The sequence below is a fragment of the Actinopolyspora lacussalsi genome, from assembly GCA_030803735.1.
GTDB lineage: Bacteria > Actinomycetota > Actinomycetes > Mycobacteriales > Pseudonocardiaceae > Actinopolyspora > Actinopolyspora lacussalsi.
Window position 1 is genome coordinate 1028213 of the sequence record JAURUC010000001.1, and the last position, 26152, is coordinate 1054364.

Annotated in this window: 26 protein-coding genes and 2 pseudogenes; 16 read left to right on the plus strand and 12 right to left on the minus strand. The window is 65.9% G+C overall.

Features of this window, described 5'->3' with window-relative positions:
* Positions 1-225: 225 nt before the first annotated feature.
* On the minus strand, positions 226-810 hold the full coding sequence (locus tag J2S53_RS04470) for a dihydrofolate reductase family protein (protein WP_456239880.1): 585 nt from the start codon (positions 808-810) through the stop codon (positions 226-228).
* Between the two features lie 470 nt (positions 811-1280).
* Positions 1281-2033: an NPP1 family protein gene (locus tag J2S53_RS04475; protein WP_456239881.1), complete on the minus strand. Its 753-nt coding sequence runs from the start codon at positions 2031-2033 to the stop codon at positions 1281-1283.
* Positions 2034-2217: 184 nt separating this feature from the next.
* Here J2S53_RS04475 and J2S53_RS04480 point away from each other — a divergent pair, with 184 nt between their 5' ends.
* Positions 2218-2382: a hypothetical protein gene (locus J2S53_RS04480; protein ID WP_456239882.1), complete on the plus strand. Its 165-nt coding sequence runs from the start codon at positions 2218-2220 to the stop codon at positions 2380-2382.
* Here J2S53_RS04480 and J2S53_RS04485 read toward each other — a convergent pair.
* Positions 2340-2456 (minus strand): annotated as a pseudogene (locus J2S53_RS04485) (recombinase family protein); the annotation flags it as partial. The gene J2S53_RS04480 and the pseudogene J2S53_RS04485 sit on opposite strands and share 43 nt — an antisense overlap.
* Positions 2457-2504: 48 nt before the next feature.
* Here J2S53_RS04485 and J2S53_RS04490 point away from each other — a divergent pair.
* The 3 genes from J2S53_RS04490 (at position 2505) to J2S53_RS04500 (ending at position 4540) form a co-directional block, all read left to right on the plus strand.
* Complete coding sequence (locus J2S53_RS04490; protein WP_456239883.1) at positions 2505-3344, plus strand: helix-turn-helix domain-containing protein; 840 nt, start codon at positions 2505-2507, stop codon at positions 3342-3344.
* Positions 3345-3410: 66 nt separating this feature from the next.
* Positions 3411-3992, plus strand: a complete 582-nt coding sequence (locus J2S53_RS04495; protein ID WP_456239884.1) for a dihydrofolate reductase family protein — start codon at positions 3411-3413, stop codon at positions 3990-3992.
* Between the two features lie 134 nt (positions 3993-4126).
* Complete coding sequence (locus tag J2S53_RS04500) at positions 4127-4540, plus strand: AAC(3) family N-acetyltransferase (protein WP_456239885.1); 414 nt, start codon at positions 4127-4129, stop codon at positions 4538-4540.
* A 233-nt stretch (positions 4541-4773) separates the two neighbouring features.
* Here the strand turns inward: J2S53_RS04500 and J2S53_RS04505 are convergent, their stop codons facing one another.
* Both J2S53_RS04505 and J2S53_RS04510 read right to left on the minus strand, forming a co-directional pair.
* A complete protein-coding gene (locus tag J2S53_RS04505; protein ID WP_456239886.1) occupies positions 4774-5364 on the minus strand; it encodes a pyridoxamine 5'-phosphate oxidase family protein in 591 nt (196 codons plus the stop codon).
* Positions 5365-5493: 129 nt separating this feature from the next.
* Complete coding sequence (locus J2S53_RS04510; protein ID WP_456239887.1) at positions 5494-5601, minus strand: helix-turn-helix domain-containing protein; 108 nt, start codon at positions 5599-5601, stop codon at positions 5494-5496.
* A gap of 45 nt (positions 5602-5646) precedes the next feature.
* Between J2S53_RS04510 and tnpA the strand changes: the two are divergent.
* Together tnpA and J2S53_RS04520 are read left to right on the plus strand one after the other, a co-directional pair.
* A pseudogene (gene tnpA / locus J2S53_RS04515) lies at positions 5647-5952 on the plus strand (IS200/IS605 family transposase); the annotation flags it as partial.
* 226 nt (positions 5953-6178) lie between these two features.
* Positions 6179-6433 (plus strand): hypothetical protein, encoded by a 255-nt coding sequence (locus tag J2S53_RS04520; protein ID WP_456239888.1) that lies wholly within the window; start codon positions 6179-6181, stop codon positions 6431-6433.
* Positions 6434-6472: 39 nt separating this feature from the next.
* On the opposite strand, the gene J2S53_RS04525 is transcribed toward J2S53_RS04520, so the two are convergent.
* A complete protein-coding gene (locus J2S53_RS04525; RefSeq protein WP_456239889.1) occupies positions 6473-7732 on the minus strand; it encodes an MFS transporter in 1260 nt (419 codons plus the stop codon).
* Between the two features lie 258 nt (positions 7733-7990).
* Here J2S53_RS04525 and J2S53_RS04530 point away from each other — a divergent pair, with 258 nt between their 5' ends.
* A complete protein-coding gene (locus tag J2S53_RS04530) occupies positions 7991-8803 on the plus strand; it encodes a metal-dependent hydrolase (protein WP_456239890.1) in 813 nt (270 codons plus the stop codon).
* Between the two features lie 36 nt (positions 8804-8839).
* Here the strand turns inward: J2S53_RS04530 and J2S53_RS04535 are convergent, their stop codons facing one another.
* From J2S53_RS04535 to J2S53_RS04545, 3 genes are read right to left on the minus strand one after another with little or no spacing between them, the layout of a single operon-like run.
* Positions 8840-10030, minus strand: coding sequence for a DUF6923 family protein (locus J2S53_RS04535; RefSeq protein ID WP_456239891.1), 1191 nt, complete (start codon positions 10028-10030; stop codon positions 8840-8842).
* Complete coding sequence (locus J2S53_RS04540; protein WP_456239892.1) at positions 10027-10797, minus strand: bestrophin-like domain; 771 nt, start codon at positions 10795-10797, stop codon at positions 10027-10029. Before J2S53_RS04540 ends, J2S53_RS04535 begins: the two co-directional genes overlap by 4 nt.
* Entirely contained in the window at positions 10798-11088 is a 291-nt protein-coding gene (locus J2S53_RS04545) for a helix-turn-helix domain-containing protein (protein ID WP_456239893.1), read from the minus strand. It lies immediately after the preceding gene.
* Positions 11089-11641: 553 nt separating this feature from the next.
* Between J2S53_RS04545 and J2S53_RS04550 the strand changes: the two genes are divergently transcribed.
* The 6 genes from J2S53_RS04550 to J2S53_RS04575 all read left to right on the plus strand — a co-directional run bounded on the left by J2S53_RS04550 (position 11642) and on the right by J2S53_RS04575 (position 20331).
* Entirely contained in the window at positions 11642-13051 is a 1410-nt protein-coding gene (locus J2S53_RS04550) for a family 2B encapsulin nanocompartment shell protein (protein ID WP_456239894.1), read from the plus strand.
* A gap of 4 nt (positions 13052-13055) precedes the next feature.
* Positions 13056-15200 (plus strand): terpene synthase family protein, encoded by a 2145-nt coding sequence (locus tag J2S53_RS04555; protein ID WP_456239895.1) that lies wholly within the window; start codon positions 13056-13058, stop codon positions 15198-15200.
* 96 nt (positions 15201-15296) lie between these two features.
* Entirely contained in the window at positions 15297-16694 is a 1398-nt protein-coding gene (locus J2S53_RS04560; RefSeq protein ID WP_456239896.1) for a family 2B encapsulin nanocompartment shell protein, read from the plus strand.
* Positions 16695-16766: 72 nt separating this feature from the next.
* Entirely contained in the window at positions 16767-17807 is a 1041-nt protein-coding gene (locus tag J2S53_RS04565; RefSeq protein WP_456239897.1) for a family 2 encapsulin nanocompartment cargo protein polyprenyl transferase, read from the plus strand.
* A gap of 419 nt (positions 17808-18226) precedes the next feature.
* Positions 18227-18694 (plus strand): hypothetical protein, encoded by a 468-nt coding sequence (locus J2S53_RS04570; protein WP_456239898.1) that lies wholly within the window; start codon positions 18227-18229, stop codon positions 18692-18694.
* A gap of 74 nt (positions 18695-18768) precedes the next feature.
* Positions 18769-20331: an ArnT family glycosyltransferase gene (locus tag J2S53_RS04575; protein ID WP_456239899.1), complete on the plus strand. Its 1563-nt coding sequence runs from the start codon at positions 18769-18771 to the stop codon at positions 20329-20331.
* Positions 20332-20385: 54 nt separating this feature from the next.
* On the opposite strand, the gene J2S53_RS04580 is transcribed toward J2S53_RS04575, so the two are convergent.
* Positions 20386-20913: a hypothetical protein gene (locus J2S53_RS04580; protein ID WP_456239900.1), complete on the minus strand. Its 528-nt coding sequence runs from the start codon at positions 20911-20913 to the stop codon at positions 20386-20388.
* Positions 20914-21040: 127 nt separating this feature from the next.
* On the opposite strand from J2S53_RS04580, the gene J2S53_RS04585 reads away from it, so the two are divergent.
* The 3 genes from J2S53_RS04585 to J2S53_RS04595 are packed head-to-tail and all read left to right on the plus strand — an operon-like array spanning position 21041 to position 23582.
* Complete coding sequence (locus J2S53_RS04585) at positions 21041-21316, plus strand: FeoA family protein (RefSeq protein WP_456239901.1); 276 nt, start codon at positions 21041-21043, stop codon at positions 21314-21316.
* A gap of 5 nt (positions 21317-21321) precedes the next feature.
* On the plus strand, positions 21322-22170 hold the full coding sequence (locus J2S53_RS04590; protein ID WP_456239902.1) for a FeoB small GTPase domain-containing protein: 849 nt from the start codon (positions 21322-21324) through the stop codon (positions 22168-22170).
* Complete coding sequence (locus J2S53_RS04595) at positions 22167-23582, plus strand: nucleoside recognition domain-containing protein (RefSeq protein WP_456239903.1); 1416 nt, start codon at positions 22167-22169, stop codon at positions 23580-23582. The genes J2S53_RS04590 and J2S53_RS04595 overlap by 4 nt, the downstream gene beginning before the upstream one ends.
* 120 nt (positions 23583-23702) lie before the next feature.
* On the opposite strand, the gene J2S53_RS04600 is transcribed toward J2S53_RS04595, so the two are convergent.
* Together J2S53_RS04600 and J2S53_RS04605 are read right to left on the minus strand one after the other, a co-directional pair.
* A complete protein-coding gene (locus tag J2S53_RS04600) occupies positions 23703-24893 on the minus strand; it encodes a macrolide family glycosyltransferase (RefSeq protein ID WP_456239904.1) in 1191 nt (396 codons plus the stop codon).
* A 182-nt stretch (positions 24894-25075) separates the two neighbouring features.
* A complete protein-coding gene (locus J2S53_RS04605; protein ID WP_456239905.1) occupies positions 25076-25981 on the minus strand; it encodes an LLM class F420-dependent oxidoreductase in 906 nt (301 codons plus the stop codon).
* Positions 25982-26152: the final 171 nt, after the last annotated feature.

Here is a 26152-nt window from a genome sequence, read left to right on the forward strand (position 1 = left end):
CACACCGTGTGCCCGCTCGGTGGCGACTCCGTGCCCCTTGGAACCGCCACCGAGCGAGGCGTGTTTCGCGCTGGCACCCGAGAAGCACGCCGCGGTTACGTTCCCGCTACTCCCCGGGTCAGCAAGGTGAAGTCGAATCCCTCCCGCTCCGGGGCGGCGAAGTGGAATTCGGCTCGACCCGCTCAACGTTCGTGCGTCCGCTTTCAACGCATCCCCGAGCGATGGTCAACGACGGGTGAGGTGCAGGCCGACCACCCCGTTCGTCAATGCGGTGACACCTGCCGTTGTGAAGTGTGCGTTCACACCGTCGGGGAACAGGCGTAGCCCCCCGCCGACCAGTACGGGAATCACGAACAGCCGCAGGTCGTCGATGAGGTCCAGACGCAGCAGCTCGGCGATGACGCTGGCACTGTTGGCCACCAGGATATCGCGCCCAGGCTGGTCACGTAGCTCTTCGACCTCGGAGGCGAGGTCGCGGACGATGCGCGAGTTCTCCCACCGCGCTTCGGTCAACGTACGCGAGACCACCACCTTCTCGGTGGTGTCGAGCCAGCGTCCCAGCTCGCGGGTCCGTGGATCGGTCTTCTCGTCCCGGGTGATACCGGGCCAGACGGAGTGGAACCCCTCGTAGTTGGTGCGTCCGAGCAGGATCGTGTCGGCACCGCGCCAGATACCTTCGAAGTACTCGGCCGTCTGCGGATGCACCGCCTGTTCGTGCGGCCAGCTGTCACCGGCCGGACCGTCGGGACCGCTGGTGTAACCATCCAGGCTCAGACCCGCCCAGGCGACGATGCGACGAGAAGCGTTCATGACTATGTTCCGTTCGTTGCCAGCCGTGACGAAGCTTCACGGGTGTGAGACGTTCTGGCGAGCGAAGACTCGTCAGCTGCCTGCTGGAGTCCGTTCATGGCCCGACAGCGGGCGCAGCCTATGATCATCTCGTTCGTGCCGGAGGAGTCTACGGTCGAGCACCGACAAGTGTTCGTCACCGGACCGGCACCTTCGACGACAGAATCGGATGCGTGATCGACTGCGACCGGTGACTTCGAGTTGACCACGGACGAGCTCCGGGCCGTGGCGCGTTTTGTGGTGGACAGCGCTCAGCAAGTCCTGCCGGTGTTCCCGGCGGATCACGTTCTTGACCGGCACCTCGTCGAGTTCGCCGGCATCGGCCATCGAGCACTCGCGACTGTCGAAGCCGCGTGGAGGAGTCCCCGCAGCGGAGCTGTCGCGAGCGACACGGTGACGATGCAACCAGCTCCGCCGCTGCAACGCTCGGGTCACGCGTAGGGGTCGAAGGGAATCCCCTCCGGTTTGGCGTTGCTGAGATTGTCCTCGAAGGCGCCGTCGCTGATCGCGAGGCTGGCACTGCCGAAGTCGGCACCGGTCAGGATCGAACGCGTGTCACCGGGAAAACGGTGCCAGCTCACCAGGTCCGGGTAGTGCCAGTCGTTCCAGTGATTCTCCGGTTGTTCGTCCTTGCCTGCCGTTCGAAAGGCGTGGGTGCCGAGCCCGTCCTTGTGGTAGACGACTTTGGCGTGGGTGCCGTCGTCCCAGCCGACCTCGGAGGCGGGGTGCACGTTGTAGTCACCGTGTGCGGAGGTGGCGACGTAGCGGGCACTGCCCTCGTGCACCCACACCACCACGTGCTCGATGTCGTGCCGGTGGCCGAAGGCGTCGAGTCCCGGGACCGCCTGGTCCTTCTGGAAATACATGTCGTAGAGATAAGCCTGCCACCCGTTGTTGCGCTTGGCTCGGGCGTAGAGATTGGAGTTTTCCAGGTCGGACGGATCGTGACACTGACCGTCCAGCGCCCCGGAATTGTTCAGTCCCCCGTTGAGGGTCCCGTTCACCCCGACGGCCACACTGGGATAGCACCCGTCGCCGTCGTAGTCGAAAGCGGGCGCCCACTTGGCGTCCTCGGCGGCGAAGTCGGCCGGAATCTCGGGCGGAACCTCCTCGGCAAGAGCGGTGCCCGGCAGAGCGAGCAACAGCAGAACCGTTCCGCCAACGGCCGAGAACAGCTTGGACACTTGCCTGCCGGCTCCTCCCAGATCGATCGGAAATCGGGTTCGACGACGTGACTCCGACGGGCCCGAGGGGACACTCGTGCTCGTCGCTGGTGCGCTGCGGTGCATACGATCCCTTTCGGTTCGTTGCGGTGGCGACGAGCAATGATCGTAACCATCGCGTTCGTATTCGAACCATTATCGGCGGATGCTGCCCGTGTTGTTGGCCGCGTTGGAGTTTCGATGCAACAACACCGCCTACCGGCCGATCATGCAGGCTTTGGAGCTGCTGGGCCGTTACCGCGAGGTCAATGGCAAGATCCGGTTCTATACGACGAGAGTGTCGTCTTCGCGGACGGCGGCGAGTGCCTGATCGAGACCAGGGCGGGCTCGGGTGGTTCCGGTCAGCCCGTGGTCAAGATAGATCCGCTCGTCGGCGACGCCGATGGACCATCAAGGTGCGCCGGCCGGCGGGGCATAGCCGATACTGTACGTATGGAGTACGTGTCCAGAGTGCCGCGACCGCCGCTGGATGGGCTGATCGACGACCTTTACCACCTGGAGGGTGCGCCGCCGTACGCCCGGCTGACGCTGCCGACGACGCCGGCGGCGTTGTTCATCGTCAACCTCGGGGCACCGTTTCTCATCCGCGCTGGCACCGAGGTCGAGACGGCCGGGTACGCCGACGGTTGCGTGGTCACCATGCCTACCCGCGCATGGGAGTTCGGCTACCCGCTCTGGACCCGGTCCGTCGGCGTGCACTTCAAGCCGTGGGGGTTGTCGCCGTTCCTGCCGATGCCCGCGGCCGAGCTCTGCGACCGGCCGGTGACGTTAGAGCAGGTTTGGGGCCGGCCCGCTATTGCTGAGCTGCGAGACCGGCTGGCCACGGCGGACGGGGCGAGCGAGATGCTGACGCTGCTCGAGGAGGAGCTGATGCGACGACTGTGCGAGACCGCCGGTCTGGGGCTGGTCCGTCATACGAGCAGCGTCATCGCGGCGACCAGCGGGGCGGTGGCGATCGGCGACCTGAGCGTGGCAACCGGTGTCAGCAACACTCATCTGGCACAGCGGTTCAAGGAGCTCATCGGCGTCACGCCGAAGCGGCTGGCCCGCACTCACCGCTTCGCCAACGCCGTGTTCGCGATCAACCCTGCCGGGCCGATCGACTGGGGCGGCCTCGCCGGTGGCGCAGGCTACTACGACCAGGCCCACTTCGGCCACGAGTTCCGGGCGTTCACCGGGCTCACGCCGACCCGGTACGTCGAAGTTCGGCGACGGTTTCTGCGCGAGCATCCTGGCCACGTATTGGATAGCTGGCCGCTGCCGACCGATTGATTTCTTACAAGACCGACAGCTCGCAAAACGCTTAACTTGGAGACACCCCAGAGTAGAGGAGGCCCCGTGGGCAAGGTGGTCATGTACAGCTCGGTGTCGGTAGACGGCTTCATAGCGGATGAGAACGACCAGCCCGGACCGCTGTTCGACTGGTTACTCAGCGGTGACGTGCCGTTGGACGAGAGCGGCGTCTTGAAGGTGTCGCAGACGTCCTACGACTACATCCGGCCGTACTGGGACCAGATCGGGGCGACAATCGTCGGTCGCCACGTCTTCGACATGACGAACGGCTGGGACGGGACACCTCCGGCTGGGGTCGACCACGTCGTCGTCGTGACCCACCGGGGCAGACCCGAGGGCTGGTATCCCGAGGCGCCGTTCTACTTCGTCGATGGCATTGAGGCAGCCATGGCCAAGGCGCAGGAGCTCACGGGTGACCGCGTGGTCGAGGTCGCCGCTGGCGACATCGGTAGCCAAGTGCTTGCCGTGGGTCTGATCGACGAAGTACGCATGGACGTCGTACCCGTGGTGTTCGGGTCCGGCAAACGTTACTTCGGGTCGGTCCACACACAGCACCTATTGGAGGATCCTGACGTGGTGATTCAGGGCAACCGGGTGCTTCACCTGCGCTATCGGGTGCGCCGTTGACCGATCGGCTATCGAGCGCCCTGGACTCTCGTCACGGAGCGGCCGACTCGTGCTGTCGGACATTGCTGGTGGAATGTGCACTATGCACGCAGTAGAAACGGGTACCGAAGGTGTCACGGCCGCAGAGTTGGTCCATGGATAACGAAACGCGGGAGTCCAGGACGGCGATGACTCACTCCTCGCTGTCCAGTCTGGGCACCGTCGACGGAGGCGCTGCAACAGTCATGGACAGCCTCCGCACCGCCGTCGGCGCCGAGGGCACGATCGTGGTTCCGGCGTTCACCCGTGACGTGGCCGACCCGTACCCGCTCTCGGTCGGCGTGCCCAGCAATGATGTTCGTTCCAGCAGGGATGCCGTACCGCTGTGGCAGCAGGAACTGTCCAGCAACATGGGCGCGATCCCCGAGGCAGTGCGGGCACTGCCGGGATCCATCCGTAGCCAACCCCCGCAAGCGTCCGTGGTCGCAGTGGGCGCTCAGGCCTCGTTCATTACTGAGGAACATCGCCTGGGATTTGCCACCAGCCCGGATTCGCCGTTCCACGCCTGACCGAACTACTCGCCAAGGAAGAGCAGACCAGCAGCTAAGCCGTCATCGTTACCGCTGAGGGATCGGTTTGCGAGACCCGAGCTGCACCGTCGTAGCCTTACCTTGTGCTCAGGCTCGGGTTTCCCGTGATCGGCGTGGTCGACATGGATCGCGCTGTGAACTTCTGGACGTGAAGATGTCAACCTCGACTGTCCCCGGAGTGACGGCCTGAGATGGACTCGCGCGAGCTCTCTTCAGCCTGACGGTTGTTGGTCGAGCAGCCCGACGGGGTCGGCGCTGTAGGCGACCATCCAGCTGGGGTCGATGCGATACCAGACGTTCTCGTCCCAGAACGGATCGTCGCCATCGCCGTCGTAGTGGTCGACGAGGTAGTCGCGGATTGTCGGCCAACTCGGGTCACTGCTCGTCCCCTCTGGGTTCAGCGGAACGGCGTGTCCATGCGTGAAGATGCCGAGCTGCTCGCCGCGCATGAAGGTCGCGCTGATGCCGGGCCGCGCCGCGAGATGACGGGCTTTAGCGGCCCGACGGTGGGTGCCGACGATCCAACGACCGTGCAGGAGGTGCCCGTCGGCGCCGCTGATGCGTGGCTCGCCGCGCCGGGTGACCGTGGCGATGGCCAGGGTGCACATGCCTTGACAGACTCGGACGACCTGCTGCGAGCCAGAATGAAGGAAGGCATGGCCGTGGCCAAGGCCAGCGGAAAGCTGCGCGGCAAGCAGCCCAAGCTCTCGGCCAAGCAGCAGCGCGAGCTCGTGCGCATGTACGGCAACTGGCGAGTACACCATCGCCGACCTCGCCGAGGTCTTCACCGTCTCCCGGAGCACGGTCCACCGCACCTTGCAACGGGACCAGACCTCAGCCAAGACCCGATGACCCACCGGCCGCGCTCACGCTCTCGACGCCGCACTCCTCACCGACTGACCCGCCGACCTACTCTGCCCCTCAGGACAGCTTCAGGAGTACGGGGTCGTGTAGACGACACGGGCGTTGCCGAACGCCTGCGCGAGCGCTTGCCGCTGCTCGTCGCTCGAGTAAAGCCAGTATCGGTACCGCAGCCGCATCGGCTGATCACCTCCCTCCCACTGAACACTGCATCATGTTGGCCTATGGTCAACACCGAGGACTATCGCACTGGTCGGCACTGCGTTTTCGGGACGCATGCTCACTTGGTCTTCGTGACGAAATACCGCAGGAACGTTCTCACCGGACAGCACCACGACGTCCTACGCGGCGTGTTCGCGAAGGTCTGCGCCGACTTCGGGGCGACGCTGAGCGAGTGCAACGAGGACGACGACCACGTGCACCTACTCGTGGAATACCCGCCACAGATGGCGGTATCGAAGCCGGTGAACAGCCTCAAAGGCGTGGCATCACGGCGACTCAAACAGCAGTACGTGGACAACCAGCGACGCCCTACACAACATGCCCGACCACAAACACACCTGACCAACTCACTCCGACCCGAAGACCGGAACTTACACCGATGAACGCCTGGTCACTGGGTAATCCGAGTGGTGTGCGGAACCCGGCGTCGCTCGGTGATACGTTGCCGCCTGCTCGGTCGGTGGCGCCCGGTGGTTCCGTCGACCGGCCGGGGCGGACACGGGACCGGCACGACAGGCGGAAAGGAACATCGGTATGACCAAGGACGAGATCATCGAACGATGCCGGTGGGCACGCGACCACAACGAGAACCATCCGTCACAGCAGTGGTCGACGGGTGAACAGCTGGCGGTGGCCCTGGTGTTGCGCGACCGTTCGTGGCTGGAGTGGACGGACCACACCACCGAAACAGCCACCGATCTGGTTTGCGAGCGGGCCGGGCTGTCGGCGTTCGAATTCACCGGTTGGCTCAACGACATCCGTGCCGCCCTCGAAACGGAGCAGCGTTGATTCACGGCAGCTCGTCGGACGAGGAACTGGCTATCATCGTCAACCGCGTTCGAGTGCTTGCCCGGCCGGGTGGTTCGGAACTGTGAACCGCCGCAGCGGTCGGTTCGTCACCGCGAGAGCGAGAATCCCCAGACCGCAGCAGAGCGCACCGGATACCGCCGCGAACGTGGCCGAGGTGGCCGCTGCCACGAGCCCACCCCGGAACTCGCCGAGATCCGGCCCGGAGGCACCGACGATGTGGTCCACCGCACTGATCCTGCCGCGATGGGAGTCCGGGATCGCCAGTTGCACCAGCGCACCCCGTGAGATCACCGAGATCGTGTCGGCGGCTCCACCGAGCGTGAGACATCCGAGCAGCAGCCACAGTTGCTGACTCACGCCGAAGCCGGTCAGGGCCACCGCCCAGACTCCCGCCGCGGTCAGCATGACCACCCCCGGGCGAAGGAGCCGTGTGATCGGGCCGGAAGCCAATCCCGCAGCGATGCCTCCCAACGACAGGGCGGACCAGAACAGGCCGAGTGTCTCGGGACTTCCGCCGAACCGCTGTTCGTTGATCACCGGGAACAACACGGTGGGCATGGCGAGGACGGTGGCCAGGACATCGGTGAGGAAAGCACCGTGCAACTTGGGCCTGCTCGCGACGAAACGCAGTCCCGCCCTGATCGTAGCCGGTGCCCGGAGCCTCCCGCCGGATTCCGGAAGCACGGTCGGCAGGCGCAGCACAGCGTAGAACGCTGCCGCGAAAGTCACCGCATTCAGCAGGTAGCAGCCCTCCACTCCCCTCACGGCGATGAGCACCCCCGCGACAGCAGGCCCCGAGAGCATGGCCATCTGCGTGCCGAGGTGGTTCAGCGCCATCCCGGCGGTGAGTTGGCGGTCCGGCAGTAGTCGGGCGGTGAAACTCCTGCGGGCGGGAGCGCCGGTGGCACTGCAGCTCTCCTGCGCGGCGACCAGCATCAGCAGCAGCCACCACGAGCCGAGACCTGCCAGTGCCTGTAGGGTCAGCGCTCCGGCGCCGACGAACTGTCCCGAGGTGGTCAACAGCACCAGTCGCCTTCGATCGACGGTGTCGGCCACCGTCCCTCCGAGCAGCCCGAACAGTACCGCCGGTACGGCACGTGTGATCCCCACGCTGCCCACCGCCAGCGAGCTACCCGTGCTCTCCCAGGTCTGGTACAGCACGGCCACGGTTGTCAGCTGCCCACCGAATACGGACAGTGTGCTACCTGCCCACCAGCGGCGGAAAGCGGCGTCGCACCGCATCGGACGAGTGTCGAGCAGCCTGTCGCAGACGTTCATGGAAGTTCGCCCTCAAAAGGGTCCGACGTAGCCCCGAGTCGTTACCGGGTCCGGCAGTGCTACCGGAGGACCGCGTGGTGACACGCGGCACGACACGGTAGCACTCTCCACAATGGTCCGGAGTCGCCGCGGCTCCCCACCGAGTAACACCACCGCGGGTGTGATCTTGTTTCTGCCGGGTCGATTCCGGCCCGGCCGGCGGCCCGCTGCTCGGGCGCTGGTTCACTCCGAACGCGACGAAACGGTCTTTCTGCGATGATGAACGGTGCACACGCCGCCACGGGTCTGTTGACCGGCACCACGGTGGCCAGCTTCGCCCAACCCACCCCACCGGGAATAGCCCTGGGTGCGCTGGCCGGGGCGGGGGCTGCCTTACTGCCCGATATCGACCACGACCAGTCCACCATCACCAAATCCGCCGGTCCTGTCACCCGAGGGGCGGCGGAGCTGTTGCAAACGCTGGCCAGGTGGACCTATCGCCGTACCCGCTTACCCCACGACCCCAGGGCTTCCGGCAAGACCGGCGAGCATCGAGGGCTCATCCACACACCGGTTTTCGCGCTCCTGGTGGGGGCGGCGCTGGCCGGTGCCACCGTGGCGTCGAAATGGGTGGGCATCGTGGCGGTGTATGTGCTCACCAGTGCGGCACTGCGTTCGCTGCGTTGGTCGCTGCCCACTCGGGTGCGTGGCACGCTGCAGCTGCAGCGTCGTGCCGCACCGCCGCTGTACGCCCTGCTGGCTACCGGGCTGTTGGTGTATGTCCATGCCGTCGCCGACGCCGGTGTGTGGCTGGGTGCGATCGTGGCGCTGGGGATGATCGTGCACAGTGTCGGGGACGGGGCCACCAATTCGGGAATCCCGTTCGTGTGGCCGTTCAAACGTGCCTGCGATCGGTGCCGCCGCGGCACCGGTTGTCCGGGCGCTAGGTGGGACCGGCAACACGTGCTTCCTGAATCGCTGCGGTTTCCCGCCGGCGCGGGCATCGAGAAGTTCGTCGAGACCGGATGTCTGGTGGTCGCGGCGTTCGTGGCCTGGCCCACCCTGACCACGCTGTTGACGGCACCGGCCTGACGCGGGCCTCACGGGTGGTTCTCGAGCGCGGAAGAGTCAACGTAGTCGTCGCAGCACGACTCCGGAACCGATGATCAGCAGTAGCGTGGCCAGCACCCACTGTCGTTTAGTCTCCGTGTCGAGGGACCGCACGGGCCTACGCTGTGTCGGGACGGGTAGAGCGGTCGCGTTCGGTGGGCGGGACTGTGGGACGGAGGTGCTCGGCGGTCGAGAAGAGGGGGACGGTCGTGGTGTACTGCTCCGGCTCGGTGTGTTGGTGGGGGGCTGTGGGGTGCTCGTCCCTGGAGAGGTTCCGGTGGGTGGGGACGGTGTGGTGGTTGTTTCCGGTGGCGTCGACGGTGGCCGGGGCGGCGTGACGGACGGCGGGGGCGTGGGCGGTGGTGCGGTGGGAAGGCACCCTGCCGCGTCGTTGTGGTGCAACGGCTTGCTCCGTGCCAGTTCGACGGTCTCTGTGGGATCGGTACCGAGCCGGTAGAACCTGCTGTGGCCGGCCACGTTGTCGGCGACGACGTAGCGGCCCCCGTCGTCGGTGATGACGATTGCTCCGTACCGGGCGGGTGGGAGTGCCACCGGCTCGGTGGAGACAACCGTTCCGTTGTCGGCGGCGAGTTCGAGCAGCACCGCTTCGTGCTGGTAGTTGGTCGTCACGGTGAGCAGTGTTCCGTCGGAGGTGACGGCGAGATCGCCGATCGGCAGTGGAACGAGCCACGGCGCCAACCACGTGACGTGGGTGACGGACAGGTATGTGGCGCTGTCGGGGTCGATGTCGACGGTGTAGAGCCGATGCCGGGTGACGAGATGCCACTCGTGCCCGTCGACGGCCCCCGTCCGGATCTCGCCCGTCCACGGTGGTGGCACCCGCGGAGCGAGGTCGCGTAGCGGACCGAGATCGTGCGTCGTCCCCTGACGGTCGATGGTGATCACGCTCGTGTCCCGGAAAGGGAACGTACCGGTGCTGCTGAGCCCGTAGGCCTTACCCTGCGCGGCGGAATAGCCCAGTGCCTCGACGGGGCCGGGAGGTGGCGGCAGTGCCTCGGTCGTCATGCCGGGCAGCGTGACGCGCCGAAGTGTGGTGGCCGCTCCGGACGTACTCGTGACGTGCAGCAGTGAGCACTCCGGTGCCGCGGCGCGCTCCTGTGCCACCACGACCGGGGGCGAGAGGCACAGCAGTGCCAGCGTGGTCAGCAGCGCGGATATCGCCCGCGGACTGCGGCGACGCACCCTCATCGATCGGCACCGAGCCGTTCCAGCGCCCAGCGGAACGCCTCCGGATCGATCCGGGAATCACCGGCGAACGGATTCTGCAGGTGATAGATCGCGAACACCAGCAGCGCGAGGGTGCCCGCCAGAGTGGACACGATCATGACGTGCGGCATCAACCGCGTTCCCCCGAACAGGTTCGGCAGCAGCACCACGAGCACGCTTCCCAGGATGAGAACGAACCAGACCACCGTGGACACGTCGCGGTTGAAGGCCATGTTCAGTCGGTCCTGTCGCTGCTCGTGGACCGTCCGGAGACGATCCAACGCCTCGGCCTTACGGCCCTCCTGCCACTCACCGCTGGCGGGAGCGTCGAGAACGGCCCCACGTATTCGCTCGAGCTGGTTCCAACCGTTGCCGGAGATGTCGTTGTCGCGCCGCATACCGGGCCATTCCTCTTCGATGACCGTGTTGGCGTAGGACTGGCTGAGAGTGCGGACGCGCTCGGCGGTGTCGCCCGGCAGCGCTTCGGCCGCCCAGGAAACGGCGACCAGGCTCTGTGCCTCCCGGTACGCCCCTTCCCGCGCCACGCCCACCGCGTCGAAAAGAGTCACCATGACGAAAGCCAACACTACGGCGTGCATGCCGCTGACGATGACGAACACCTGCCCGGCCGCGTCGTTGTTTCCGGGCCTGCCCTCGTCCAGTCCGAACCGGCGTACCGCGTATCCGATCAGCCCGGCCGAGACCGCCGCGGCGATGACCCACAGCAAACCGCTGATGTAGGTGTTCATTCACGTTCCCGTACGTTGGTCGTCGCGATGTGCTGTCGCGGCGCCGCGTCCGCTGAGCTCGTTGACCGGAACCGCCGCTGTTTCCGGAACGAGCAGTTCACCGATCTCGCAGTCGAGTGCGGCACAGATGATGTCCAGCTCGGACAGTTTCAGACTGACCGGTGTGCCGGACCACAGTCCCGACATCTTGCCCGCTGAGACGGTCAGCCCGTACTCGGCCAGTCTGTGCTGCAGCTCCCCCGCTTTCCAGATACCCCGATGCGCGGCCACCAGCCGCAGATTCCACTTCAACTGTCACTCCTTCGTCGGATCACGAAAGCATTCCCTGTTCACAGAACCGGAGGGAATCTCGGAAATCCCGAGAACCTCGCACCGGAGAAATGTCGAACATCATCGGACATTAATAGCGACTGATCCCGCAGTTGGCAAGCGCTCCCCCGGAAGGCGCAACGATGTTTTCCTCCCTCGGACGGAGCATCACGAGGGCCGTCCGAACGGTCCATGTTGCGACGTTCGATGCCGCGAATCACAATCGATCTCCACACGAACCCGCACTCGGCGGATTGCCGACTACACTGTGTGCTGATCAAGCGGCTGATTCGGTGAAATACAGCTAACAACACAGGTAACGGAAAGGAGCCGAATCCTTCCACTTTCGAGTGACTTTAAGCTGCTCGCCTGTGCTGTTAATCTCGTGATCGTCCGGCGTTGAAAAAAGTTTCCGTCTTCGACGGATCTACTTCCGGGCGTGCAGAAAATACAGGCAGGTCGGGACGGAAACTGGATCCGGATCTTCGGTTTTTCTCACTACTGTTTCGAAGCTGTGTGCGACAAGATTGGTGGAATGGACGTGACCACGGTGGATCCGACCGGAGCGGACACGTATTCGCGGCTGAGCCTGGGAACCGAGGCGGCTCGCAATTTGGCGACGACGACGAAGTCGGCGCCGCAGATGCAGGGCATCACCTCGCGGTGGTTGCTGCGGATGCTGCCCTGGACCCAGGCCAACGGTGGTGTCTACCGCGTCAACCGGCGGTTGACGTATCAGCTGGGGGATGGGCGGTTGACGTTTACCAACACGGGGGCGCAGGTGCGGGTGATTCCGCAGGAGTTGCGGGAGTTGCCGTTGCTGCGCGGGTTCGACGACGAGTCGACCCTGTCGGCTCTGGCCGACCGGTTCGTTCAGGAGGAGTACCAGCCGGGAGACCTGATCACCCAGCGAGGCGGCGCCGCGGACCGGGTGGTGTTGTTGGCGCACGGTAAGGCCAACAAGATCGGCCCCGGTGAGTACGGCGACGACAGCGTTCTCGACGTGCTCGCCGACGGCGAGCACGTAGGTGCGCACGTGCTCGCCGACGGGGAGACGAACTGGGAGCACACCGTCAAGGCCATCACTCCCTGCACCGTGCTGAGTCTGCCGCACCACACGGTTTGGGAAATGCCCGCTGCTGACGAACTGCGTTCCCACATCACCGCCGCCGCGCAGAGCCCACAGCGCCCGAGCAACGCGCACGGTGAGGCGTCGATTGATGTGGCGTCGGGTCATTGGGGTGAGTCGTTGTTGGCGGGGACGTATGTGGATTATGAGGTGGCGCCGCGGGAGTATGAGTTGAGTGTGGCGCAGACGGTGTTGCGGGTGCACAGTCGGGTGGCTGATTTGTATAACCAGCCGATGAATCAGACTGAGCAGCAGTTGCGGTTGACGATTGAGGCGTTGCGGGAGCGTCAGGAGGAGGAGCTGGTCAATAATCGTGAGTTCGGGTTGTTGCACAATGCGGATTTGTCGCAGCGGATTCACACGCGGACCGGCCCACCGACCCCCGACGACCTCGACGAACTGTTGGCGTTGGTGTGGAAGGACTCGGAATTCTTCCTGGCGCACCCGCGTGCCATCGCCGCGTTCGGCAGGGAATGCAACCGACAGGGAGTCTATCCCCAAAGCATCGACATCAACGGCAACAAAGTTCCCTCCTGGCGCGGTGTCCCCATTTTCCCGTGCAACAAACTGCACGTCAGCGACACCCGCACGAGCTCGATACTGCTGATGCGCACCGGCGAGCAGAACCAGGGCGTCGTCGGGCTGCACCAGACCGGCATACCCGACGAGTATCAGCCCGGACTGTCCGTGCGATTCATGGGTATCGACGACAAGGCCATCATCTCCTACCTCGTCAGCGCCTACTACTCCGCGGCCGTGCTGGTCCCCGACGCACTCGGCGTCCTCGAACACGTCGAGATCGGGCGTCAGGGCTGATCGTATGCGCCCCTTCGAACTTCCGGATTTCTACACGCCCCACCCCGCCCGGCTGAATCCGCACGTCGACTCCGCCAGGACACACACCACACGGTGGGCCCGGGAAACCGAACTGCTCCACCAACCCCGAATCGGCCCCTCGACCACGACGATTCCCGACGAAACCGAATTCGACGACCACGACTACGCCCTGTTGTCCGGCTATGCCCACCCGGACGTCTCGGCATCGACACTGAACCTGCTCGCCGACTGGTACGCGTGGATGTTCGTCCTCGACGATCAGCTGCTGCCCCACGACGAGCACACCAATCCCTCCGTGGAAGCACGACGACACGTACAGCGGCTCCTCGGATTCCTGCGAACCCACGCAGCGCCCGCTCCGGAGCCGAACACACCACTCGAACGCGGGTTGGCCGAGTTGTGGCAGCGTACCGCCGCGACGGCCCCGCCCCGGCTGCTGCGACGCCTGGCCGCCGACACCCGCCTCCTGCTGACAGCACGAGTACGACAACCGTCCCGCACAGTCGCACCCGCCCCCAACCCCGTGGACCATCTCCGCGACAGCCGCCACTCCAGCGGCGCCCGCTGGGTGGCCACACTGGTCGAGTACACCCTCGGCAGCTCCCTACCACCGGACGTGGCCCGCAGCAGGCCGGTACGACTGCTGCGGGAGTGCTTCGCCGACGCGCTACGACTGTGCAACGACCTCTTCTCCTACCAACGCGAAACCCGGCAGGAACGAAAACGTGACAACGCGGTATTGAGTATCGAACGTTTCCTGGAATGTTCACCCCAGCGAGCCGCTGATATCGCCAACGCGGTGCTCACCCGACGGATACATCTGTTCGAAACCACGCTGCACCGCGGTCTGCCCGCCCTGCTCACCGAACACGCACTACCCGAACAGCAGCGCACAACCGTGTTGGCCTATGCCAACGGGCTGCGTGACTGGTTGGCCGGCGCGCACGAGTGGCACTCGATGTCCACTCGCTACATGAACACCGGACCGATCCACACCACTCGGATACGGCAACCCGCCGGCGTCGGTTTCGCAACCGCTGTCCATGACACTCACCCGGTGGACAACACCGGCCCAGCGGTGACACCAGGCGAGACCCGACGGCGGTGGGAACTTCCCTCGTGGAGCGCCCGAAGCCACGACACGAACCGGACCACCACGAATCCGCTGCTGACACGGTTGCGGTCCCGCACCTCGATCTGGGCCCAACGACACGGGATCCCCGAGAACGCACTATCGAGCACGACACACACCAACGATTACGCCCTGCTCGCGGCTAGAGTGCTACCCGACGGAGGAGAGACCGAGCTGGCCCTGCTCGCCGACTGGAGTCTGTGGGCACGGTTCGTCAACGACGGTGCTCACCGACAGCAGCATCGGCCTTGGCCACGACTGGCCGAATTCCTGCCCCCCGATCCCGGCGACATGCCCACCACCACCGAACCGGTCGAACAGGCACTGGCCGAACTGTGGACCCGCACCACCACGATCATCCCGACACGGGCGCAGCGTCGTTTCCGACAACGCATCCGGAAATTCCTGCATCACACGGCGGACGAGCCGTTCGAGCCCGTCGGAAGCGAGCCCGCCGATCTCCTCGCCCCGCTGGAAACGCCACACCGAACCGCCCGATCCCACCTCCGGCTGGCTCTGACCGAACTGCGGTTGGGCCCGGACATACCACCAGGAGTGCTACGCAGCCCCGCGATGCGTTCACTGCGGCAGGTCTTCGCCGAGATCACGGCACTGCACGAGGACCTCGTCATCGCACACCACCGCGGCCGGTGTGAAGCCCCGGTGGCAGCGATACCGACACCGAGACGAGCGCACGACGAACGAAGACACCACGTGGTGAGCGTACTGACCGATCTGCTTCGCACACGGCAGCGACGATTCGAATCCCTGCTGAACCGAGACGTATCCGAGGTCCGTGCCGAGTACCGGCTCTCCCCCACTGCCGACAGGCAACTCGACAACTACCTCGACGGTCTCGACCACTGGATCACCGGTGAGTTGAGTTGGCTGCTGGAAAACGAGCGACACAACCTCAACCCCGCACCCGCGACCCAGTCGTCCCGGCATCGGCCGCCCAGCACCGACCATCCCACCGTGGATGCCTTCCCGGCATAACCATCACTGCCGCACCGGCCGCGTGCGCACCCTCGTACGCGGCCGCGCACCACAACGCACGTCTTTCGCATTCGAGCAGATTGGTAACCGCGCATCGTGACTGTTTCCGACCCGGACACCGTCGTTTCCCCCGAACACTCCAGTCTCACCGCCGAAGCCGCTCGCAAACTGTCGACCACGACGAAGTCGGCGCCGCAGATGCAGGGCATCACCTCGCGGTGGTTGCTGCGGATGCTGCCCTGGGTACAAGTGGAAGCAGGCACCTACCGCGTCAACCGGCGGTTGACGTATCAGCTGGGGGATGGGCGGTTGACGTTTACCAACACGGGGGCGCAGGTGCGGGTGATTCCGCAGGAGTTGCGGGAGTTGCCGTTGCTGCGCGGGTTCGACGACGAGTCGACCCTGGCCGTGTTGGCCGACCGGTTCACGCAGCACCACTACGACCCCGGCCAACTGATCACCGAACAGGGTGAGGCCGCGGACCGGGTGGTGTTGTTGGCGCACGGTAAGGCCAACAAGATCGGTCCCGGTGAGTACGGCGACGACAGCGTTCTCGACGTGCTCGCCGACGGCGAGTACGTCGGACAACGAATCCTGGTCGACGACGAAGTCAGCTGGCCCCACACCATCAAGGCCATCACCCCCTGCACCGTGCTCACCCTGTCCCGACAGGACGCGCGTGAGGTGACCGAACGCTTCGAGAACCTGTCCCGGTACCTACGACAGGCCGAGTCCCAGCCGATCCCACCCCACAACAAACACGGTGAGGCGTCGATTGATGTGGCGTCGGGTCATTGGGGTGAGTCGTTGTTGGCGGGGACGTATGTGGATTATGAGGTGGCGCCGCGGGAGTATGAGTTGAGTGTGGCGCAGACGGTGTTGCGGGTGCACAGTCGGGTGGCTGATTTGTATAACCAGCCGATGAATCAGACTGAGCAGCAGTTGCGGTTGACGATTGAGGCGTTGCGGGAGCGTCAGGAGGAGGAGCTGGTCAATAATCGTGAGTTCGGGTTGTTGCACAATGCGGATTTGTCGCAGCGGATTCACACGCGGACCGGCCCACCGACCCCCGACGACCTCGACGAACTACTCTCCCGCCGCCGCAAATCGGAATTCTTCCTGGCGCACCCGCGCACCATCGCCGCGTTCGGCAGGGAATGCAACCGACAGGGGGTCTATCCAGCGACCACACAACGTGACGGTGTCACCCTGCTTTCCTGGCGCGACGTTCCGCTGCTGCCCTGCGACAAGATCCCGATCAGCGACACCGCGACCAGCTCCGTGCTGGTGATGCGCACCGGTGAGGACAGTCAGGGCGTCGTCGGGCTGCACCAGACCGGCATACCCCACGAATGCGCCCCCAGCCTCAACGCGCGCTTCATGGGTATCGAGGACAAGGCCATCATCTCCTACCTCGTCAGCGCCTACTACTCCGCGGCCGTGCTGGTCCCCGACGCACTCGGCGTCCTCGAACACGTCGAGATCGGACGCTGAACCCTTCGGCTCGACCTCAACCACTCGTTTCGCCACCGGCCCGCGAGCCCCTCCTCGCAAGGGATGATCACCTTGGCCACCGTCGAAGACACCGGCAGCATCCGATCCAGCGCCGAGATACTCGATTCCACCCGTGAATTGGTACTTCCCGCCCTGCGCGCCACCGTCGAGCAACTGTCCCCGGCAGCCCGCGCCGTGACCACTTATCACCTGGGCTGGCGGGACGAACACGGCACACCGGTCAACGGCCAGAGCGGCAAGACGCTGCGTTCGGCGCTGGTGCTGCTCACCGCCGAAGCGATGGGCGGTTCTGCCGAGGCGGCCGTGCCCGCGGCGGTGGCCGTGGAGCTGGTGCACAATTTCTCCCTGCTGCACGACGACGTCATCGACGGCGACGAAACCCGACGACACCGCCGTACCGCCTGGGCCGTGTTCGGCTCCGGAGAGGCGATCCTCGCCGGGGACGCCTTGCTGGCCACGGCCACCGACGTGCTCGTAGCCAGCGAACACCCCGCGGCCGCCGAAGCCGTGCGCACCCTCAGCAACGCGGTACACACCCTGATACAGGGACAGAGCGCGGACATGGACTTCGAGCGTCGCCACGACGTAACCCTGGCCGAGTGCGAAAGCATGGCCACCGCCAAAACCGGTTCGCTGTTGGGATGCGCGTGTGCGCTCGGGGCCTCGTTCGGGGGTGCGACAGGATCGCGCGTGGACAAACTACGCGCCTTCGGCGAGTCTCTCGGACTGGCGTTCCAGCACGTCGACGACCTGCTCGGTATCTGGGGCGATCCGCGGAGCACCGGAAAACCCGTCCACTCCGACCTGCGGGCCAGGAAGAAGACCCTGCCGGTGTTGGCCGCGCTGAGCACCGCCACCCCTGCTGCCGAGCAGTTGCGCACCTTGTACTACGGCGGGCATCCGCTGTCGGCCCCGGAACTGGCCCGGGTGGCCGAACTCGTCGAGTCGGCCGGTGGTAGGCAGTTCAGTCTCGACGAGGCCGATCGGTTGTTGTCGTTGGCATTGGCCGAGCTGGCCACCGCGGGAACGGAGCGGAGAGCCGGTTCGGAACTGGCGGAACTGGCCCGGGTGGTCACTCGGCGGGATCGTTGACTCGAACGAGGAAGTCCGTTGATCCCCCACTCGGACACGGGATAGCCTCGCCCCCGGTGGGCGCGTGGACTGCCGTGGGGTCGTGATCGCCACGGTCGCGCGCCTCGTGACCGCAGGGCCCGCCCGATGTGTCGGTGCTGTCGACATGGGCACCGAAAGTCGCGGCACGGTCACGGAACACGCCCGATCGTCGCGGCGGCGACAAGAGGTAACCAGTGCCACACTCCCCTCCTCCGAACCGCGCAATACCAGCTCAGCGGGATCTCGAAGAGGTCCGCAGCACCGCTGTGATCTTGCTGTGTCGTTGTCCAGCGCAGACGGGTGGTGCTTTATCGCAGTGTTACCGGTAGGCTCTGTCACACCGGACGGGATCACCCACCGGTGTTACTGACCGTTGCTCCTATCACGAGTCAAGACGGATGACACTTCAAGACGACCGTGCTCGGACCTGGTTCCAGCCCATGGTGCCAACCGAACAACCGCACAGGGATGCCGCAGGCGACGCCGGGCCGCTGACCACCCGGATCGAGGGGGAACTCGTCTTCCCTGAACAGCCACCGACCCCGGCTCCCTGGGCGGAACGGCTCGAAGTCACCCAGCCGTTCATCCCCGCGATCCGTGACCAAACTCCGGAGTTCGCCAAACGGTTGACCGCCGAACCGGTGACCGCCGCTCCCCACCCACCGGACGACTCTCCTACAGTCAGTGCCACGCCAGTGGGAGAACCGCAGCCGGCCGTGCCCAGCGAGACCACCGAAACCTCGACCCCGTCGAACGGAGCCGAGGTCGGACAACCGCAGAAACGACGCAGCCTCGCCCGCCGTGTCGTGCGACGGATCCTCGGCCCGGACCTGCTTCGCAAGGATCCGGCTCCGAAGAAACGCTGAATCGTCTTCGGTTGGGATCGGGCATAATCGGAACGGTCCACACTCGACCGATTCCTCTGTCGCCAGGGAGCGCATTGTCCACAGCACCACCGGCCACTGCCGGCAGAGTCGATACCCTGCCCGCTCCCGGCTCCCGAGACATCGGGCGGTTGCCGTTCGCCGCGGTCTCCGTTGGTGTGATCGCCGTCGTCTTCGCCGTGGTGTGCGCGTTGACCACGGGCCGCTACGGCTACTTCGGGGACGAGCTCTACTTTTTGGCGGCGGGCCATCACCCCGCGTTCGGCTACGTCGACCAGCCCCCCGGTGTGCCGCTGCTGGCCAGCGCCATGCAGGCCCTGTTCCCCGAATCGCTGAACGCGTTGCGAGCCCCGTCACTGCTGGCCGCGGTCGGCTACATCGTGCTGACCGCGTTGAGCGCCCGCGAACTGGGTGCCACACGCGTGACACAGGTGTGCGTGGCCGGGGTGGCCGCGTTGACCCCACATCTGGTGGCGTCGGCGCACCTGCTGGTGACCTACTCGTTCGACCAGACGCTGTGGGCATGGGTCGTATGGCTGTTGCTTCGCTGGGCACGCCGCCACCACGCCGGAGAACCCGCGAATTCGACCCTGGTGGCCGCGGGGGTGGCCACCGCCGTCGCGGTCCAGTTCAAACTCCTCATCCCCGTGCTGTGGCTGGTCGTTCTCCCGGTGGCGGTGTTGTTCGGTCCTCGTCGATTACCGCTTCGCCCCGGACTGTGGGCAGGCGGTGCGATCGCGATCGTCTCCGTCCTGCCTGGAGTGTGGTGGCAGGCACGGCACGGCTGGCCTCAGCTGGCCATGAGCCGGGTCGTCGACAGCGAAACCGACGGTGCGTGGGCGTTTCTCAACGCCTCGGTCAATCAGCTCGGCCCCGCGGGCACGGTATTGGCGTTGCTGGGACTGTGCGGGCTGTTGATCAGCCCGAGGTTGCGTCCGTACCGGTTCCTCGGTGTGAGCGCACTGGTGGTCACGCTGGTGTTCATACTGCTCAGCGGCCGTTCCTACTACACCGCCGGGCTCTACGCCGTGCTGTTCGGTGCCGGTGCCGTAGTGGTGCAACAGTGGTGGTGGCGTCTCGACACTTCGCGGTACCGGTGGACGCGGTGGTCGCTGCCGCTGGTGGCGCTGGGGGGCTGTGCGTTGAGCCTGAGCGCGGCCGTGAACACGCTGCCACTGACCCCGGTTTCGCGGGTCAGTCCTCATAACGTGGTCGTCACGGCCAGCCTCGGCTGGCCCGGCATCACCGAGCAGGTGGCACGGGTCCACCGCGAACTGCCCGACGACGGCGTGCCGACCGCGGTGATCACGCATGACTACTGGTCGGCGGGAGCACTGCATCACTACGGACCGGAGCGCGGTGTTTCCGAGGTCTACAGCCCCAGCCGTGGCTTCTGGTACTTCGGCAGACCCGACGACGCGGTGCGTCGTGTGGTCTACCTGGGTGGCGATCCACAACAACTGCGCCAACTGTTCGGCACGGTCCGTGCGGCGGGATCGGTCGAGAAGGATCCGGCTTTTCGGACCTACTACGACAACATGCGTATCTGGGTGCTGCGGGACCCGAAACTTCCCTGGTCACAGATCTGGCCCCGCCTGCATCACATGAGCCTGTGGTGAACGCCGCGGTAGTCCTCTGCCCGGGGTGACCCGCGAAGCTCACGGGCCGATGCCTCAGTGACCGCCGTCGGGCTCCGCGCAGCCGCCGTCCGAACTCGGGCCCTCGGCCCGTATCGACACGTCGTGGTCATCGATCTCGCCGTTGACGCAGATGCCGTTCCCGGCGGTCGACCAGAAGTGGACACCGCCGGAAACGGCGGTCACTTCACGCGGTCGCAGTCCCGCACGGCGCAGCGCACCGTCCACTGAACCGGGGCTGAGCCGCTGGTGATCGTCGAGACCTACCAGCTCGGACCGTAGCAGCGCCACGGGCTCGACGGCCGCTCGTCGCTGCTGGCTGTTCAGGGGATAGCGCTCCCGAAAACCACGGTTCTCGGCGTGCTGGCGGGCCCGGTCCGTCCGCGGTCCCGTCATCCGGGTCGGTTCGGCCTGGGCGATCGTTCCGGAGGCCGACGGCGCCTGCGAGCTGATCATCGACGGTGGAATGCCCGAATCGTCACCCGGGGCCGGTGCGATCCCGCAGCCGGTCAGCGTGAGGCAACCGAGTAATACCGATCGGCGGGTCCATGCTGTTCGGAACACGTACCGATGTTGTCATCGACCACGCCCGGTGTGGGCGAATCGCCTGTCACGAACTGTTTTCAGCATGGCCACCCGAGTTTTGCGTCCCACCTTAACAAGAGTTTTCGCCCCGCCTAAACTTTTGGTTGTGCACGACGTAGCAGCAGAGGGGCAGCAGGCGGCGAGCACGGCCACGACGCTGGACCGGCTCAAGCGAGGCCAGACGGCCACGGTGACAGCGGTCAACATCCACGGGCCCCAGCGACGACGCCTGATGGATCTGGGGGTGCTGCCCGGGACCCGGATCCACATCGATCGGGTCAGCCCGCTCGGCGACCCCACCGCCTATCTCGTGCGGGGCAGCGTGATCGCACTGCGCCGCGAACAGGCCCGCGGTATTCACATCACCGTCGAACAGGAGTGACCACCGTGGCAGAAGACCTACCCGTCCCGAGCGCGAGCCCACCATCCGCCGCGAGCGCGGCATGCGGGACCTGCGTGTTCAACAACGCCGCTCAGCTGCGTGCGCTCGGCGTCGACGTCTCCGGACACGACCACGTGGTGGCACTGGCGGGCAACCCGAACACCGGCAAGAGCACGGTGTTCAACGCGCTGACCGGGTTGCGCCAGCACGTCGGCAACTGGCCCGGCAAGACCGTCACCGGCGCCGAGGGGGGATTCGGGTATCGCCAACGACACTACAAGCTCGTCGATCTTCCCGGCACGTACTCACTGCTGTCCGACAGCCAGGACGAGGACGTCGCCCGGGACTTCCTGCTGTTCGGCCAGCCGGACGTGACAGTGGTCGTCGTCGACGCCACCCGCCTGCAACGCAACCTCAACCTCGTGCTGCAGATCCTGCAGATCACCGGCCGGGTGGTGGTGGCGCTCAACCTGGTCGACGAGGCCCATCGGCACGGTCTCTCGCTCGACCAGCGCCACCTCGCACGCGAGCTCGGGGTGCCGGTGGTACCCGTGACGGCACGAAATCGCCAAGGACTGGACACGCTGCTGGAGGCGATCGAACAGGTCGCGCTGGGGACGGTGGCCACCCGGGCCCGGCGCGTCCGCCACGGCGACGACCGCACCGAACGCGCCGTCTCCGAACTGGCCGCGCGACTCCGCCGGGACCACCCCGGCCTGGCCAACACCAGGTGGATCGCGTTGCGCCTGCTGGAAGGTGATCCGGGCATCGAACGCGCCGTCACCGACGGCACCCTGGACCGGCTCAGTAGCCCGACACCACACGCCGTCTCCTCTGAAACGCCGGGGACATGACCAGCTCCTCGATCCTCGACCACGCCGCACGGTTGCGCGACGGCCTACCCGAGGGATTCCGCGACGAGATCGTCGAATCCCTCTACAGCGACGCCGCGCGTATCACCGAAACCAGCGTCACCGAACGCCACGACGGGGCGAAACCGACCCTCGACCGCGTGCTCGACCGGGTGCTGACCCACCGGGTGTGGGGGTTCGTGGCGATGGGCCTGTTGTTCTTCGGCGTGTTCTGGTTCACCATCTCCGGCGCGGCGGGCCCGTCGAGCCTGTTGTCGAGTGTGCTGGTCGACTACGGTCACAGCCGGTTGCACGCGCTGGTGGTGCCGCTGCCGATCCCCGACTGGGCGACAGGGTTGCTGCTGGACGGGGTGTATCTGTCCACCGCATGGGTGGTGGCGGTGATGCTGCCCCCCATGGCCATCTTCTTCCCACTGTTCACCCTGCTGGAGGATTTCGGCTATCTGCCGAGGGTGGCGTTCAGCCTTGACCGGTTGTTCGCCAAGGCGGGCGCGCACGGCAAACAGTCCCTGTCGATGATGATGGGCTACGGCTGCAACGCGGCCGGGGTGACCGCCACCAGAATCATCGACAGCCGTCGGGAACGGCTGATCGCCATCATCACCAACAACTTCAGCGTCTGCAACGGACGCTGGCCCACCCTCATCCTGATGGGCACGATCTTCATCGGAGCCCTCGCTCCGCCCGCCCTGGCGGGTGTGATCGCCGCGGGCAGCGTGGTCACCGTGGCGTTTCTCGGTGTGCTGGTCACACTGCTGGTGTCCTGGGCGCTGTCGAAGACGGTACTGCGTGGTCACAGTTCCACCTACTCCCTGGAGCTACCCCCCTATCGCCCACCGAAGGTGTGGCGCACCCTCTACACCAGCCTCATCGACCGCACCCTGAAAGTGCTGCGCCGCGCGGTGGTCATGGCCGCCCCCGCCGGAGCGGTCGTCTGGCTGATCAGCAACGTCACCGTCGCCGACGCGAGCATCGCCGCGCACCTGGTGGGCGTGCTCGATCCGCTGGGGTGGGTGCTCGGCCTCAACGGCATCATCCTGCTGGCCTACGTCGTGGCGATCCCGGCCAACGAGATCATCATCCCCACCATCCTGATGCTGACGATGACGCTGGGGCCCAACCTGTTCGACGCGCAGCAGGGTGTGATGCTCGAGCTCGGCACTGCCCAGACCCACACGGTGCTGACCCAGGCCGGCGGGTGGACCCTGCTGACGGCGGTGAACCTGATGCTGTTCAGCCTGCTGCACAATCCCTGCAGCACCACCATCCTCACCATCTGGAACGAAACCAAAAGCCCGAAATGGACCACGGTGGCCACGCTGCTGCCGATCGGGCTGGGTTTCGCCGTCACCGGGCTGACCGCGACCGTGGCGCGTCTGGCGGGCTGGGCATAGCCACCACCGGTGCGGCCCCCTCGACTTCCCGGCAGGGACGGACGGGGCGGCCGGTGTGGCCCGCGGAACCAGGAACGCCCGACGAGCGGCGCCGAGCTCGTCCAGGGGGCGGTCGGGAAATCAGGACCGTGCCAGGTGTGCCTCCAGCGCGTCGACACCGGCCACCGCTCCGCCGGTGCCACGTATGCCCGCCGCGGTGGCGGTGACCGTGGCGCGCATACGTTCGTCCCCGGCGACCTCGTCGACGGTTTTGCGCAGCGCGGCGGCGTCGACATTGTCGGGCAGTCGCCGTGCCAGGCCCAGTTTCTCGGCCTGGTCGGCGTTGGCCCGCTGCTCGGCCATCTGCGGATAGGTCACCAGTGGCACCCCGTGATACAGCGACTCCATGGTGGAGTTCATCCCCGCGTGTGAGAGAAACACCTCGGCGTGCCGCAGCACCTCGAGCTGTGGAAACCGGGGACGCACGTCGAAATTGGCGGGCAGCGGGCCCAACTCGTCGGGTTCGATCCGGTCCCCGATGGACATCGCCACCTGCCATCCGCTGTCACCGAAGGCGCGAACACATTCGCGGTAGAAATCGGGGCGCTCGTTGAACGTGGTGCCCAGCGAAATGAACAGCAACGGCGCGTGCTCGTCGCGGGGTGTGAAGGAGTCCCCTCGTGCCCGGTCTCCCATCGACGGCCCCAGGAACCGGAATCGCTCGTCGAAGGTCTCGGCGGCGGGCTGGAACTGGTGGGGCACGAAAACCAGGTTCAACCCGGCCGGGGTGGGTGCCAACATCGATTCCGGAGCCGACACGCCGAACTGCTCGGCCAGTTCGTGGTGACGCGTGGCGATCTCCCGCAACGCCGGGTGGTCCGGGTCGAAGCCGTCCGGCAGAAAGTACTTCATCAGCGAGAACCGCTCGTTGGCGGCGAAACTGGGTACCAGCGCCACCGCGGGAACCCCCAGTGCCTCGGCCAGCATGGGCCCGCCCAGGCTCATCATGTCGTAGCACACGGCTTCCGGCGGGTCCGCCGCGAAGTGCTCGCGCAACACCGGAAGACTGTCCCGGGTGTGATCGAGCATCATGTGCATCATGTCGGTGATCATCTCGACGGTGATCTCGTCCAGCGACGGTGTCGGCGGCACGGAAACGTCCACTCGCGTGTCGACACCCCGTGCCCCCGCGGCGGCAACGGTGTCCAGTTTGTGGTTGCCGGTGGCATAGCTGACCCGATGGCCCCGACGGCACAGTTCCTCCACCAGCGGCAGGGTCGGGTTCACGTGCCCGTCGAACGGCGGCGCGACGAACGCGAAATGGCGGGGCATACATCCTCACAACGACTTCGGGAGAAATAATGGCACGACTGCCGGTTTCCGCCGTTCGATTATTCCCCGACGATTCCGCTCACGCCCGTACATACCCCCAAACGTGACATCATCAACATCGCTGTGTGGTGCGAATACGCCAAAACGGGCAGTCTGGGTCCGCGAAGGGCACGGTTCGCGTTCTACCGTTCCCAGTGGTCGGACTTTTGTTTCAGCTGGAGAGCGGGGGCGAGTTCGCGCAGTGCGGGCAGCGGGTCGTCGTCGAGGACTTGCACGAGCACGTGGTCGGCGCCCGCCTCCAGGTGCCGCCGCACGTGCGTGGCGACCGTCCCGGCGTCTCCCATGGCGACCATGCCTTCGGCCAGCTTGTCCGAGCCGCCGACGACCAGGTCGGATTCGTCGAATCCCTGCCGCAGCCATGAGTTCTGGTAGTTCGGCAGCTGCGAGTACATGTGCAGGTGCTGGTGCGCACGCCGCAGACCGGCCTCCCGATCCGTGGTGAGCGCGACAGCCTGCTCGCTGACCACCCACTTGTCGGGACCGAGCCGCTCGCGGGTGTTCGCGGTGTGCTCCGGGGTCACCAGGTACGGGTGCGCCCCGTCGGCGGCGGTACCGGACAGCTCGATCATCTTCGGTCCGAGCGCGGCCAACAGCCGGGCCGGGCGCTGCGCACCCGGTTCGATCCCGTCCGGGACCGCGTCCATGGTTCGCAGGTAGTCACGCATGGTGCTCAGCGGTCGAGAGTAGGAACCGGCGTAGCTGTGCTCCACCAGCGGGGCGTGGCTGACCCCCAGCCCGAGCACGAAACGGCCCGGGTGCAGCGCGGCGAGGGTACGGGCACCGGACTCGCTGGCCGGGGCGCTGCGGGCGTGGATGTTGGCGATCCCGGTGCCAACCACCAGACGTTCGGTGCCGCCCAACAGCGCGGCGGCCTGGGTGAAGGTCTCCTTACCACCGGCTTCGCCGTAGAACAGCGAACCGTAACCGAGCCGCTCGATCTCACGGGCACGGGTGAGCACATCGTTGATCGACCACAGGTCGCTGGTCCACCACACGCCCACGCGAGAAACGAAGTCGATCTGGGACATGCCGCCGAGCTTACCGACACCGGCCGGAGACTCGCACGATCAATCGACCCACCGCGGAAACGCTCCACGAACGTGGATGTCTCGCGAACCATCGGTCGGTGACGCGCTCCCGTACAGGAGAACATGAACAGTTCAGCCTGGACTGTAGTTCAGTGTTCGATGTACCGTTGC

Bases quoted from the DNA above. Each gene is read 5' to 3' on its own strand.
- J2S53_RS04490 (WP_456239883.1), top strand. From the start codon at position 2,505: ATGGAGTACGTGTCCAGAGTGCCGCGACCGCCGCTGGATGGGCTGATC.
- J2S53_RS04530 (WP_456239890.1), top strand. From the start codon at position 7,991: ATGAACGGTGCACACGCCGCCACGGGTCTGTTGACCGGCACCACGGTG.
- J2S53_RS04540 (WP_456239892.1), bottom strand. From the start codon at position 10,797: ATGAACACCTACATCAGCGGTTTGCTGTGGGTCATCGCCGCGGCGGTC.
- J2S53_RS04520 (WP_456239888.1), top strand. From the start codon at position 6,179: ATGACCAAGGACGAGATCATCGAACGATGCCGGTGGGCACGCGACCAC.
- J2S53_RS04470 (WP_456239880.1), bottom strand. From the start codon at position 810: ATGAACGCTTCTCGTCGCATCGTCGCCTGGGCGGGTCTGAGCCTGGAT.
- J2S53_RS04595 (WP_456239903.1), top strand. From the start codon at position 22,167: ATGACCAGCTCCTCGATCCTCGACCACGCCGCACGGTTGCGCGACGGC.
- J2S53_RS04480 (WP_456239882.1), top strand. From the start codon at position 2,218: ATGCTGCCCGTGTTGTTGGCCGCGTTGGAGTTTCGATGCAACAACACC.
- J2S53_RS04600 (WP_456239904.1), bottom strand. From the start codon at position 24,893: ATGCCCCGCCATTTCGCGTTCGTCGCGCCGCCGTTCGACGGGCACGTG.
- J2S53_RS04550 (WP_456239894.1), top strand. From the start codon at position 11,642: ATGGACGTGACCACGGTGGATCCGACCGGAGCGGACACGTATTCGCGG.
- J2S53_RS04500 (WP_456239885.1), top strand. From the start codon at position 4,127: ATGGATAACGAAACGCGGGAGTCCAGGACGGCGATGACTCACTCCTCG.
- J2S53_RS04535 (WP_456239891.1), bottom strand. From the start codon at position 10,030: ATGAGGGTGCGTCGCCGCAGTCCGCGGGCGATATCCGCGCTGCTGACC.
- J2S53_RS04510 (WP_456239887.1), bottom strand. From the start codon at position 5,601: ATGCGGCTGCGGTACCGATACTGGCTTTACTCGAGCGACGAGCAGCGG.
- J2S53_RS04525 (WP_456239889.1), bottom strand. From the start codon at position 7,732: ATGAACGTCTGCGACAGGCTGCTCGACACTCGTCCGATGCGGTGCGAC.
- J2S53_RS04570 (WP_456239898.1), top strand. From the start codon at position 18,227: ATGACACTTCAAGACGACCGTGCTCGGACCTGGTTCCAGCCCATGGTG.
- J2S53_RS04605 (WP_456239905.1), bottom strand. From the start codon at position 25,981: ATGTCCCAGATCGACTTCGTTTCTCGCGTGGGCGTGTGGTGGACCAGC.
- J2S53_RS04555 (WP_456239895.1), top strand. From the start codon at position 13,056: ATGCGCCCCTTCGAACTTCCGGATTTCTACACGCCCCACCCCGCCCGG.